Annotated in this window: 11 protein-coding genes; 6 read left to right on the top strand and 5 right to left on the bottom strand. The window is 58.7% G+C overall.

Annotated elements, in window-relative coordinates; all coding sequences use genetic code 11:
* Window positions 1-226 precede the first annotated feature (226 nt).
* The gene (gene antC, locus AB4P96_RS06690; RefSeq protein ID WP_395600620.1) at window positions 227-1234 is read left to right on the top strand and encodes an anthranilate 1,2-dioxygenase electron transfer component AntC; all 1008 of its coding nucleotides are present in this window, start codon (window positions 227-229) and stop codon (window positions 1232-1234) included.
* A 71-nt stretch (window positions 1235-1305) separates the two neighbouring features.
* A complete protein-coding gene (locus AB4P96_RS06685; protein ID WP_176992535.1) occupies window positions 1306-2709 on the top strand; it encodes an amino acid permease in 1404 nt (467 codons plus the stop codon).
* A 143-nt stretch (window positions 2710-2852) separates the two neighbouring features.
* On the opposite strand, the gene kynA is transcribed toward AB4P96_RS06685, so the two are convergent.
* Both kynA and kynB read right to left on the bottom strand, forming a co-directional pair.
* Window positions 2853-3710, bottom strand: a complete 858-nt coding sequence (kynA, locus tag AB4P96_RS06680) for a tryptophan 2,3-dioxygenase (protein WP_017137968.1) — start codon at window positions 3708-3710, stop codon at window positions 2853-2855.
* On the bottom strand, window positions 3707-4357 hold the full coding sequence (gene kynB, locus AB4P96_RS06675; RefSeq protein WP_017137969.1) for an arylformamidase: 651 nt from the start codon (window positions 4355-4357) through the stop codon (window positions 3707-3709). Before kynB ends, kynA begins: the two co-directional genes overlap by 4 nt.
* 372 nt (window positions 4358-4729) lie before the next feature.
* Here kynB and AB4P96_RS06670 point away from each other — a divergent pair, with 372 nt between their 5' ends.
* Together AB4P96_RS06670 and AB4P96_RS06665 are read left to right on the top strand one after the other, a co-directional pair.
* On the top strand, window positions 4730-5074 hold the full coding sequence (locus tag AB4P96_RS06670; protein WP_003230905.1) for a cupin domain-containing protein: 345 nt from the start codon (window positions 4730-4732) through the stop codon (window positions 5072-5074).
* Between the two features lie 105 nt (window positions 5075-5179).
* On the top strand, window positions 5180-6430 hold the full coding sequence (locus AB4P96_RS06665) for an OprD family porin (RefSeq protein WP_017137970.1): 1251 nt from the start codon (window positions 5180-5182) through the stop codon (window positions 6428-6430).
* A gap of 48 nt (window positions 6431-6478) precedes the next feature.
* On the opposite strand, the gene mmsB is transcribed toward AB4P96_RS06665, so the two are convergent.
* Together mmsB and AB4P96_RS06655 are read right to left on the bottom strand one after the other, a co-directional pair.
* Entirely contained in the window at window positions 6479-7366 is an 888-nt protein-coding gene (mmsB, locus tag AB4P96_RS06660; protein ID WP_169988469.1) for a 3-hydroxyisobutyrate dehydrogenase, read from the bottom strand.
* A gap of 15 nt (window positions 7367-7381) precedes the next feature.
* Window positions 7382-8899 (bottom strand): CoA-acylating methylmalonate-semialdehyde dehydrogenase, encoded by a 1518-nt coding sequence (locus AB4P96_RS06655; protein WP_099549421.1) that lies wholly within the window; start codon window positions 8897-8899, stop codon window positions 7382-7384.
* 350 nt (window positions 8900-9249) lie between these two features.
* Here AB4P96_RS06655 and AB4P96_RS06650 point away from each other — a divergent pair, with 350 nt between their 5' ends.
* On the top strand, window positions 9250-10197 hold the full coding sequence (locus AB4P96_RS06650) for a LysR family transcriptional regulator (RefSeq protein ID WP_017137973.1): 948 nt from the start codon (window positions 9250-9252) through the stop codon (window positions 10195-10197).
* Between the two features lie 331 nt (window positions 10198-10528).
* On the top strand, window positions 10529-10819 hold the full coding sequence (locus tag AB4P96_RS06645; RefSeq protein ID WP_017137974.1) for a DUF3077 domain-containing protein: 291 nt from the start codon (window positions 10529-10531) through the stop codon (window positions 10817-10819).
* 57 nt (window positions 10820-10876) lie between these two features.
* Here AB4P96_RS06645 and AB4P96_RS06640 read toward each other — a convergent pair whose 3' ends face one another.
* Window positions 10877-12046, bottom strand: coding sequence for an IS4 family transposase (locus AB4P96_RS06640; protein WP_099549335.1), 1170 nt, complete (start codon window positions 12044-12046; stop codon window positions 10877-10879).
* Between the last annotated feature and the right edge of the window lie 88 nt (window positions 12047-12134).

Genomic DNA, 12134 nt, shown 5'->3' with positions numbered 1-12134 from the left:
AGCACCGTCCTGTGGCGAGCGGGCTTGCCCCGCGTTGGGGCGCGAAGCGGCCCTAATTCAGGCACTGCGGTTTGACTGGATAAATGCGGTGACTTTATTGGGGCTGCTTCGCAGCCCAACGCGGGGCAAGCCCGCTCGCCACAACAAGCCCGGTCACCACAACGAGCCCGCTCGCCACAAAAGCTCACGGGTCAGGCACAAAAATCAGATACGCGGAGTTATGCGGATGAATCACAAAGTGGCCTTCAGTTTTGCCGACGGCAAGACCCTGTTTTTCCCGGTAGGCGCGAATGAAATCCTGCTGGATGCGGCATTGCGCAACGGCATCAAGATCCCGCTCGATTGCCGCGAAGGCGTGTGCGGCACCTGCCAGGGTCGTTGCGAGTCCGGCGATTACACCCAGGATTATGTCGACGACGAAGCCCTCTCCAGCCTCGACCTCAAGCAACGCAAGATGCTCAGTTGCCAGACGCGGGTGCAGTCCGACGCTACGTTCTACTTCGATTTTGATTCGAGCCTGTGCAACGCGCCGGGGCCGGTACACGTGCGCGGCAAGGTCAGCGAAGTGCAGCAGGTGTCGGCCAGCACGGCGATTTTGCAGGTGACCCTGGACAACCCGCTGGACTTCCTGCCCGGCCAATACGCCCGCCTGGCGGTGCCCGGCACCGACAGTTGGCGTTCGTACTCCTTCGCCAACCGATCGGGCAATCAACTGCAGTTTCTGGTGCGCCTGCTGCCCGATGGCGTCATGAGCAACTACCTGCGCGAGCGCTGCCAGGTCGGTGATCAAGTGCTGATGGAGGCGCCATTGGGTGCCTTCTACCTCAGGCATGTCACCCGGCCGCTGATACTGGTGGCCGGCGGCACTGGCTTGTCGGCCTTGCTGGGCATGCTCGATGAGCTGGCTGCCAACGGCTGCAACCAGCCGGTCCACTTGTATTACGGCGTGCGCGGGGCCGAGGACTTGTGCGAAGCACAACGCATCGAAGCCTACACCTCGACAATCCCCGACTTTCGCTACACCGAAGTGCTCAGCGACCCGTCACCCGAGTGGCCTGGCAAACGCGGTTACCTCACCGAACATTTCGACCTGGCCGAATTGCGGGACAGTTCGGCCGATATGTACGTATGCGGCCCCCCTCCAATGGTCGAATCCATCCAACAATGGCTGGCGGATCAGGCACTTGATGGCGTTCAGCTGTATTACGAAAAGTTTACGCAGAGTAATATCTGACCCTCAGCAGTTCTGAGGGGCTGATGCGGCGTGCACTCACCCTCAAGAAAAACAAGTAGAAGGGAATGTTAATGGCGGATGACATGGTTAACCCGGTGGGCCTCAAGCGTGGCCTGAAGAACCGGCACATTCAGCTGATCGCCTTGGGAGGGGCGATTGGCACAGGGTTGTTCCTTGGCTCGGCCGGGGTGCTCAAGTCGGCGGGGCCGTCGATGATCCTGGGCTACGCGATTGCCGGTTTCATCGCGTTCCTGATCATGCGCCAGCTTGGCGAGATGATCGTCGAAGAGCCGGTGGCCGGCTCCTTCAGCCACTTCGCCCACAAATACTGGGGCGGCTACGCAGGCTTTCTGGCCGGCTGGAACTACTGGGTGCTCTACGTGCTGGTGGGCATGGCCGAACTGACAGCCGTGGGCAAATACATCCAGTTCTGGTGGCCGGAGATTCCGACCTGGGTCAGCGCGCTGGTGTTCTTTGTCGCGGTCAACCTGATCAACACCCTCAACGTGAAGTTCTTCGGTGAAGCCGAGTTCTGGTTCGCGATCATCAAGGTGGTGGCGATTGTCGGCATGATCGTGCTCGGCTGTTACCTGCTGTTCAGCGGCACCGGTGGCCCGCAAGCCTCGGTGAGCAACCTGTGGAGCCACGGCGGGTTCTTCCCCAATGGCGGCATGGGGCTGTTGATGTCCATGGCCTTCATCATGTTCTCGTTCGGCGGCCTGGAGCTGGTGGGTATCACCGCAGCCGAGGCCAGCGAGCCGCGCAAAGTGATCCCCAAAGCCATCAACCAGGTGGTCTACCGCATCCTGATTTTCTACGTCGGCGCGCTGACCGTGCTGCTGTCGCTGTACCCGTGGGACCAACTGCTGCAAACCCTCGGCGCGTCGGGCGATGCCTACGGCGGCAGCCCGTTTGTACAGATCTTCTCGCTGATCGGTAACGACACCGCCGCGCACATTCTCAACTTCGTGGTGCTGACCGCGGCGCTGTCGGTGTACAACAGCGGCGTGTACTGCAACAGCCGCATGCTGTTCGGCCTGGCCGAGCAAGGCGATGCGCCCAAAGCGCTGATGAAACTCAACAAACAAGGCGTGCCGATTCGCGCCCTGGCCATTTCGGCGCTGGTGACGATGCTGTGCGTGGTGGTCAACTACGTCGCGCCGCACAGTGCGCTGGAACTGCTGTTTGCGCTGGTGGTTGCCTCGCTGATGATCAACTGGGCACTGATCAGCCTCACCCACATCAAGTTCCGCAAGGCCATGGGCGAGCAAGGCGTGACGCCGTCGTTCAAGACCTTCTGGTTCCCGTTCAGCAACTACCTGTGCCTGGCGTTCATGGTGATGATCATCAGCGTGATGCTGGCGATTCCGGGGATTAACAACTCGGTGTATGCGATGCCGGTTTGGGTGGGGATTATCTACATTGCCTACCGGTTGCGGATTAGAAAAAGCAACGCGGTAGTGAACGCACGGTGATCCCTGTGGGAGCCGGGCTTGCCCGCGATGGCGGTGGGTCAGTCAGTGGATGAGCTGGCTGACAGACCGCTATCGCAGGCAAGCCAGCTCCCACATTTGATTGCATTCCAGATGTAGAAAGCCCCGGAATTCCGGGGCTTTTTTTATAGCGTGGAACGCACTCGCCACAGTTCGGGGAACAGCACCGTGTCGAGCATCTTGCGCAGGTAACCCACGCCTTCGGTGCCACCGGTGCCGGGCTGGAAGCCAATGATGCGCTCCACCGTGGTCACATGCCGAAAGCGCCACTGGCGGAATGAGTCTTCCAGGTCGATAAACTTCTCGGCCAACTGATACAAATCCCAATACCGACTCGGGTCGCGATACACCTCGCGCCACGCCGCCTCCACGGACTCATCGTGAACCGTGGCCGCCGTCGGGTCGCGTTCGGCGCGCTTGGGGTCAATCGCCAACCCGGCTTTAACCATCAGATTAATCGCCTCGTCGTACAGCGACGGCGTGGCAATCGCCACTTTCAACTCGTTCAACAATTCTGGCCGATGCGCGTGCGGCCGCAACAGCGCTGCGCTTTTATTGCCAAGGATAAATTCGATCTCACGGTACTGGAACGACTGGAACCCCGACGACTGCCCCAGAAACGGGCGAATCGCCTTGTACTCCGACGGCGTCATGGTCGCCAGCACGGCCCAGGCATGCACCAGTTGATCGAAGATCCGTGACACTCGCGCCAGCATCTTGAATGCCGGCGGCAACTCGCCCAGGCGCACGTGCTCGCGGGCGGCCTTGAGTTCGTGGAGCATCAGTTTCATCCACAGCTCTGAAGTCTGGTGCTGGATGATAAAGAGCATTTCGTTGTGATCGGGCGACAGCGGGTGCTGGGCGCTGAGGACTTTGCCCAGGTCCAGGTAGTCGCCGTAGCTCATGGACTCGGAAAAATTCAGTTCGGCGTTATGCCATTCTTCCGGCGGCTGGTAATCAGGTGAAAAGGGACACTGGCTCATCGCGTGGGCTCCTTGAGCGGGCGGAGAATGGCACGGACGGGGCTGGCGTCCAGGTTGGCAAAACGCAACGGCAGCGCGATCAACTCATAGTCGCCCTCCGGTACATCATCAAGCACGATGCCTTCGAGAATCGCCATGCCATGGCGGGCCACGGCGTTGTGCGAATCCATGGTCTTGGACTGTTGCGGGTCCAGGGACGGTGTGTCGATACCGATCAGACGCACGCCCAGGCTGGCGAGCAGCTCAATGGTTTGTGGTGCGATGGCGGTGAAGTTCGAGTCCCACTCGGTCAGCGGTGCTTGTGGATAAGTGCGCAGTAGCACACGCTCAGGCAAGTTATCCACACGCCCTTGCAACTGATGCGGCTGCACCAGCGCGCCGCTGCCCAGGCAATGCAACACCCGGCACGGGCCCATGTACACATCCAGCGACACCTCGCCGATCGGCGCACCGTCGGCGCTGTAATGCAGCGGCGCGTCCACATGGGCGCCAGTGTGCGGCGAAAACGTCACGCGGCCCACATTCACCGGGCACTCCGGGCCAAACTGCCACACGCGCTCTTCCTGGAACGGCGTATCGCCCGGCCAGGTCGGCGTCGCCGTGCTCAAGGGCGGGCTGATATCCCACCACGTTTTTATTGGGTTCATTGCAAGGCTCTCACTCGTTCTTGGGTGAATGATACGAGGGCCAGCCGTGCATTTTCTTGCTAATTCCTGCGCAACACGGGAAATTTTTCGCAGTTACTGCGGGGAAATAGCGCTTTACCGCACAAACCTATCACTCAAGAGCGCCTCCTTTCCCTGTGGGAGCCGGGCTTGCCCGCGATGACGGCGGCACAGCTGCATCTCCAGTACCTGACACTCCGCTATCGCGGGCAAGCCCGCTCCCACATGGACTGCACAGTGTCTGAGAGATCGCATTCGGCTGCGCTTCTGGGCATCCCGATGTCGAGTTCAGACCACTGACACAACGCCCAAGGCCTTAGGGTTCATCTTTCCCTTCCCTGCCTCGGAGCCATCATGTCCAAGCCCATCACCGTACTGCGTGACACCCACCCGCTACCTGTCCTGGATGCCTGCAAATGGGAAAAGCTCGAGGGCGACCCGCACACCGTCAACCTCAACGCCTACACCAGCGAAGACGGCAGCAAGATCATGGGCACCTGGATCTGCACGCCGGGCAAGTGGTACGTGGAATACGTAAAGTGGGAATATTGCCACTTCCAGGAAGGCTACTGCGTGATCACACCAGAAGGCATGGAGCCGATTCACTTGCGGGCTGGGGATATCTTTGTGGTGGAACCCGGTATGAAGGGCACGTGGGAAGTGGTCGAGACCGTGCGTAAGTATTTTGTGTTTGCATAAGCAGCATCAGATAAATCCTTGGCCTGCTTCAGTTTTTCCCTAGCGTGAGTCCGGCCCCTTTAAAGCACCCTGCGATGAGTCTTCCCACTCACGCAGGCTGCCCAATTGAACGTCCTGACCAAAGTATGTGTGTTAAACATCTGTGTTTTTCTCGCACCCTCTGCCCTCGCTGACTTCATCAGTGACAGCACCGGCAAGCTTGAGCTGAAGAACTTTTACTTCAACCGTGACTACCGTGAGCCCAATGCCACGCAGTCCAAGCGCGAAGAATGGGCACAAGGTTTCGCGTTGCAAATTGAGTCCGGGTACACCGAAGGCACCGTGGGTGTTGGCGTCGATGTCCTCGCCATGGCGGGCTTCAAGCTTGATTCAAGTGCAGACCGAACCCGCTCCGGCTTATTGCCGGTGCGTCAATCCGGCAAAGCCGAAGACAGCTATGGCGAAGCCGCTTTTACGGCAAAATTCAGGGCTTCCCAAACGACGCTGAAAATCGGTGCGCTGGCCCCACCAGCGCTACCGATACTGGAAAAAAACGTCGGCCGCTTGCAGCCGCAGCTTTTCAAGGGCGCGCACCTGCGCTCCCAGGAACTCAAAGACCTGACGCTGGACGTGGGCAGAATTACCCACGTCAACCAGGTCGACTCAACCAACTATGAAGCGTTGGCGGTCGCCACCGGCGCACGCAGGAATATCGTGGTTCGTGGGAAGAATCAATCGAATGCATTCGACTTTGCAGGCGGTAGTTACGCCGTCAACAAACAACTCACCGCCAGCTACTACTACAGCACGCTGGACAACCTCTACACCCAGCACGCGGGCAGCCTTCAACATACCTATCCAGTTGCCGAGGACCAAAGCCTGAAAAGTGAATTGCGTTACACGCGCTCTCTCGATAACGGCCAAACCAACATCGACAACACCGCAGTGGGTGCGATGCTGACCTACGCATGGGGGGCGCATAAATTGGGTGGGGCCTACCAAACCATGTCAGGCAACACAGGCCACGCAGCTGTAAGAGGAAGCTATCCCACACTGGTGAATTTTCTGCAGTACAGCGACTTCGCCAATAAGGATGAAAAATCCTGGCAAGTACGCTACGACTACGACTTCACCGCGCTGGGCGTTCCCGGCCTTTCCATGTTCACGCGCTATGCATCGGGCAGCAACGTCGACCGAGGGCCGGGCCGTTCGGACGGGCGTGAGTGGGAACGGGATATCGATGTGAGCTATGCCTTCCAGAATCCGACCCTGAAAAACGTCAAAGTCCGCTTACGCAACGCAATGATGCGCTCCAACTTTGAAAGCGATATAGACGAAACACGCTTGATCGTCAGCTACGAAAAGCCACTGTGGTAACCGGCAAAAACCCGAGAGCCCGCCCGACGCGGGCTCTCGGAAACGCCCCTACTTGGGTTTGCGATAGCTGTTGATGATCGCCGAGAAGTCTTTACCCCCTTCCCCACGCTGACTCATCGATTGATACAACTGCTGGGCCACGGCGCCGAGGATTACCGGTTGCTTGGCCTGGCGTGCGGCTTCGGTGGCCAGCCCCAGGTCCTTGAGCATCAGGTCGGCGCCGAAACCACCGGTATAGCCACGGGACGACGGCGCAGTTTCAATCACGCCCGGCCATGGGTTGTAAGTGTCGGAACTCCAGCAGCGCCCGGTGGAGCTGTTGATAATCCCGGCCAGCACTTGCGTGTCGATGCCCAGCGCATCGCCCAGGGCCATGGCCTCGCTGACGCCGACCATGCTGATGCCGAGCAACAGGTTGTTGCAGATCTTGGCGATCTGGCCGGTGCCGACATCGCCACAATGCACGATATTGCGGCCCATCTGCGCCAGCACCGGTTGCAGGGTGGCGAACAGTTCCGGGGTGGCGCCGACCATGAAGGTCAGCGTCCCGGCTTGCGCGCCACCCGTGCCGCCGGAGACGGGTGCGTCGGCCACCACCACGCCTTGTTTTGCCGCCGCGGCAGACACATCGCGAATGGTTTGCGGGTCGATGGTGCTGCAATCCACCGCCGGCACGCCTTTGCCGATGCCAGCAAGCACGCCATCTTCATTCAGCCACACGCTGCGCACATGGGCAGCGGCCGGCAGCATGGTAATCACAAGCTCCGCGCCGCTGGCCGCATCACGCGGCGAGTCGCTGATGGTGCCGCCCAGTTCGGCCAACTCTTTGAGCACTGTCTGGTTCAAATCAAACAGGTTCAGCGCATGGCCAGCCTTGATCAGGTTGCGGGCCATGGGCGCGCCCATGTTGCCCAAGCCGATAAATGCAATCTTCATGGTCGTCTCCCCAAATCAGCGCAGGTTGATGGTGGTGTTGACGCCATCGTTGACCGTGTCGTCATCGAACCAGCGGCTGGTGACGGTTTTGGTCTGGGTGTAGAACTGCACCACTTGCTTGCCATACGGGCCGAGGTCGCCGAGCTTGGAACCGCGCGAACCGGTGAAGCTGAAGAACGGCACTGGCACCGGAATCGGGATGTTGATACCGACCTGGCCTACATCGATTTCGCTCTGGAACTTACGCGCTGCCGCACCGCTTTGGGTGAACAAGCCGGTGCCGTTGCCGAACGGGTTGGCGTTGACCAGCGCGATGGCCTCATCCAGCGTGGCGACTTCCAGCACCACCAGCACCGGGCCGAAGATTTCCTGGGTGTAGATCTGCATATCAGTGGTCACGCCCGAGAACAGGGTCGGGCCGACGAAGTTGCCGTGTTCGAAGCCCGGCACCTTGATGTCGCGGCCGTCCAGCTCCAGCTTGGCGCCTTCTTTCACGCCGCTTTCGATCAGTTCCAGAATGCGCGCCTTGGCGCGTTTGGAGATCACCGGGCCGACATCCGTGCCCGCTTCACTGCCAGCGTTAACCTTGAGTTTTTGCGCCAGCGCTTTCAAATCCGGCAGCCACTGCTTGGCCGCGCCCACCAGCACCACCACCGAGGTGGCCATGCAACGCTGGCCTGCCGCGCCGAAACCGGCACCGACCAGCGCATTCAAGGTGTGTTCGCGGTTGGCGTCCGGCAGCACCACGGCGTGGTTCTTGGCGCCCATCATCGACTGCACGCGCTTACCGTGTTTGCCGGCCAGGTCGTACACGTGGGTACCAACGGCGGTCGAACCGACGAAAGAAACTGCCTTGATATCTTTATGGGTGCACAGCGCATCCACCACATCCTTGCCGCCGTGCACCACGTTGAGCACGCCGGCCGGCACACCGGCTTCCAGCGCCAGCTCTACCAGCAGCATCGTCGACAGAGGGTCTTGTTCGGACGGTTTGAGCACGAAAGTGTTACCGCAGGCAATCGCCATCGGGAACATCCACAGTGGAATCATCGCCGGGAAGTTGAACGGAGTGATGCCTGCGCACACGCCGATCGGCTGGCGCAGGGTGTAGGTGTCGACGCCACCGGCGACGTTTTCAGCGAACTCGCCCATCTGCAAGGTGCCGATAGAACACGCGTGTTCGACCACTTCCAGGCCACGGAAAATATCGCCTTCGGCGTCGGCAATGGTCTTACCCTGCTCGGCGCTCAGGACTACGGCGATGCGCTTGGAATGTTCGCGGATCAAGGCTTGCAGCTTGAGCATGATGCGCATGCGTGCGCCGATCGGCGTGAGCTTCCAGGTTTGAAAAGCTTGATGGGCAGCGTCGATGGCGGCGTTGACTTCATCGGCGGTGGCGAAAGGGACTTTGGCCAGCACCTCTTGAGTGGCCGGGTTGACGATGTCTTGCCAGTGGGTGGTCTTGGATTCGACCCATTCACCCTTGATCAGCAACTTGACCTGTTGCACGGAAATATCGGCAGAAGCGTTCATGTGGTCTCCAAATCTTATATTTGTGCAGAGAACCAAGGCCAGGGGTGTGCTCTCAATAGCTGACGGTCGCGCCTGCGTCCCAGCGTAAATCCGGTTCATCCCTAACACTTTCATTTGGGACTTGGCCCTGCGGGTTGGAGCTGTGATCGCGCCAGTCTGCGTTGCGGGACTTGAAGAGGCAGAAGCATCCTCTTCGTCCCGCGCCTTGCCTGACACAATCACAGCTCCAACGCGATCCGCCATCTATTGAGAGCACACCCCTATCGCCTTGAAGAATGAGGCGTTCGGACTGTTTTTGGAGTATAGATGTGCAAATCTCTAATAAGAACGCACATAAAAGCCGGTCCAATATGCAAAAAAACATCACGTCATTGGGCTCCCTGAACTGGGATGACCTGAAGTTTTTCCTCGAAGTGGCCCGCACCCGTAAGGCCAGCGTCGCCGCCAAGCGCCTGGCGGTGGACTACACCACCGTGTCGCGGCGCATCAGTTCGTTGGAAGTGTCGCTCGGCACATTGCTGTTCGAAAAATCCCGGACCAACGGCTTCGTGCTCACCACCGAAGGCCAGCGTTTGCTGGGGTATGCGGAGTCCATCGAAAGCACGCTGCACATGGCCTGCGAGCAGGTGTCCGGCTCTGGCGTGGCGCTGTCCGGGCATGTGCGCATGGGCTGCACCGAAGGTTTCGGCAGCTTTTTTGTCACGCCGCAGCTCAGCCACTTTGTCGACACTTACCCGGCAATCTCGGTGGATATTTTGCCCCTGCCCCACTTCATCAGCCTGTCCAAGCGCGAAGCCGACATAGTGATCGCCCTGGAACGCCCGGAACACGGGCCGTATGTGTGCTGCAAACTGTGCGACTACAAATTGCAGCTGTACGCGACCCAGGACTACCTCGACCAACACCCGCCGATCCGCAAACCGGCGGATTTGGCCGAGCATCCGTTTATCAGCTATGTGGATGACCTGGCGTTCAGCTCGGAGCTGTTGTACCTGGCCAACGTAGTGCCCGGCGCCAGCGCGAGTTTGCGCAGTACCAGCGTGATCGCGCAGTACGTGGCGGCGCAGCAGGGCCGGTCGATGGCGATATTGCCGTGCTTCCTGGCGGCGCAGGACCCACGGTTGTTGCCGGTGCTGGGCGAGCAGATTGCGATAACGCGGCAGTTTTGGATGTATTGCCGGGAGGATTTGCGGAAGCTGAAGCGGATTACGCTGTTGTGGGATTACATCAGGGAAGTGACGGAGCAGAACGCGGGGTTGTTGATGGGGGAAACGCGGGAGATGAGGTTCGCGGATTAAAGGGCCATCAGCGACGATTCGCTTTAATTTGCAGGACGTTTCCTAGAGACTCTCTACCCTATTGCGCCTTACCGTTTGGGTCACTAGCCTCCTGACTTCGCTGCTCATCAGCGATCGGGTTTAGCGATCCGGGTTTCAGGCGTGACACTGCCCCCAACAGTATCAGCTGGCTCTCGTCAGCTTTTAGCGTTTTATGGCGGCTGTGTGCGGGAGACTTTCGAGTCTACCCGGGATGCGCTCTGGCCCGGATCGCTAACCTGCACACAGCTGCCACCCTCTTCATGTTTAGCGATGTGATGTGGCAGCTCTACTTCAGCAGAGAGCAATCATCATGAGCAAAATCGTCCCCGATCCACCCCTTTCATCCATCACCACCCTCGGCGTCGTCACCTTCGGCGACTACGGCGAAAACCAAAAACCGCTGTTCCGCGTCAACTCCGGCATGCCCATCGAGCAAGCCCTGGAACACGCCTCCACCCTGCTGTTTTATTCCAAGAAACTCGCCATGGAAGCCGCCATGGATGTACGCGGCGAACAATACGCCTGGGCCGCACACTACCTGTGTGAGATGGGCAAAGCCGTGGTGGATGACCTGACGCAAGCGATGACGCCTACGAGCTAAAGGCTAGATCGCAGATCGTTCCCACGCTCTGCGTCACTAGTGTCCGGTAAACATGTTTCATAGCTGAAGGCTGCCTTGGGCAGCCTTCAGCTTTTCTCGCTCCTGCCTTCGTCGATCCCTCAATTCTGGCGTCGCGGGCCGTTCGTGCAGGACATGAGATATGCGAACCGTCAGCTCAAACAACGAACCGGTAAATTCTGAGCGACGATGGTAAAGGTGCAATAACAAGTAGCTGATCAAGGCACTGTAAATCTGCAGACGCACGGCGTTTTCAGAGAATGCGTAGAAGCGTTTGAGTTTCAGATGTTGCTTGACCCACTTGAAAAACAGCTCGATCTTCCAGCGATCTTTATACAATCCCGCGATTTCTTCGGCTGATCTTACGAAGTCATTGGTCACCAGGATTAACGGCGTGGCATGTCCCTCGCGTTCTACCACCACGCGTCTTGCCGGCGTTTCTCGGTAGTCATTAAGACGCTTGCCGCCTAGATGCTTTTTTCCGAACAGGATGACTTCGTCGGTCATGACGGGGCTTTGCTCGGCTGCGATCGAGTGCTTGTGCAGCACTTTGATATTGGCGTTTTTTTTCAGGCGGGTGACGAAAAAGGCTCCTTTGGTCTGCAACTGGTGCCACCAGTTGTAATCGCAATATCCCTTGTCAAAGACATACGTCATGCCGACCTGAATCGGCATTTCCAGCGCATCGCTCAGGTCGTTGACGTTGGCAGGAGTGATGTTGACGTACACCGGGGCCAACTGCGCCAAATCTAGTCCGACATGTACTTTCAGGCCCTGCGTGATGCGGGTTTTCGTGGAGGCTGTCCAGTCATCAAAGTGAGGTCCGCGCAAAGTGATTGACGTGGAATCAAGCAGGCTAATCATGGCACCGACTTCTTTGCGCTGTTGGCGGCTGATGCCGCTCAACAGCAATTGGCAAAGATCCTGGAATGGCCGGTAGTTTCGCTTGTTCAAAGCATCTGACAGGGTCGATCGGGCGACGGGCCCCGCTTTAAGATGGTAACTATGCGGACTTAGCGTTTCGGAAAAAGTGGCCAAGGACCGCAGGCTTAAGGCTTGGGTTATATGGCCGCTGACCAGTGTCACCAGCAATTGCCAGCTCGTGCAGCGTTTGACGTAGCGATCAGCCTGGTGCTTTTCGGTGGATTGCCGAAAGAACTGGCGCGGGATCGCACTGAGTAGGTGGGCTAAACGGGTACTGGTAAACATGGGTCAAAATCGAGTCTGAAAAATCCGATTATGACTGACAGTCGCGAACAACAAGGGGGAGCAAGCTCCCCCTTTGGTTTTTACCGGA

The organism is Pseudomonas sp. B19125 (assembly GCF_044218855.1).
In the GTDB taxonomy this organism is placed as follows: Bacteria; Pseudomonadota; Gammaproteobacteria; order Pseudomonadales; family Pseudomonadaceae; genus Aquipseudomonas; species Aquipseudomonas edaphica.
The sequence above is the reverse complement of the archived record's forward strand: the minus strand, read 5'-3'. Positions and strand labels throughout refer to the sequence as shown.

Coding starts and splice junctions, on each gene's coding strand:
- antC (WP_395600620.1), top strand. CDS start 227: ATGAATCACAAAGTGGCCTTCAGTTTTGCCGACGGCAAGACCCTGTTT.
- AB4P96_RS06685 (WP_176992535.1), top strand. CDS start 1,306: ATGGCGGATGACATGGTTAACCCGGTGGGCCTCAAGCGTGGCCTGAAG.
- kynA (WP_017137968.1), bottom strand. CDS start 3,710: ATGAGCCAGTGTCCCTTTTCACCTGATTACCAGCCGCCGGAAGAATGG.
- kynB (WP_017137969.1), bottom strand. CDS start 4,357: ATGAACCCAATAAAAACGTGGTGGGATATCAGCCCGCCCTTGAGCACG.
- AB4P96_RS06670 (WP_003230905.1), top strand. CDS start 4,730: ATGTCCAAGCCCATCACCGTACTGCGTGACACCCACCCGCTACCTGTC.
- mmsB (WP_169988469.1), bottom strand. CDS start 7,366: ATGAAGATTGCATTTATCGGCTTGGGCAACATGGGCGCGCCCATGGCC.
- AB4P96_RS06655 (WP_099549421.1), bottom strand. CDS start 8,899: ATGAACGCTTCTGCCGATATTTCCGTGCAACAGGTCAAGTTGCTGATC.
- AB4P96_RS06650 (WP_017137973.1), top strand. CDS start 9,250: ATGCAAAAAAACATCACGTCATTGGGCTCCCTGAACTGGGATGACCTG.
- AB4P96_RS06645 (WP_017137974.1), top strand. CDS start 10,529: ATGAGCAAAATCGTCCCCGATCCACCCCTTTCATCCATCACCACCCTC.
- AB4P96_RS06640 (WP_099549335.1), bottom strand. CDS start 12,046: ATGTTTACCAGTACCCGTTTAGCCCACCTACTCAGTGCGATCCCGCGC.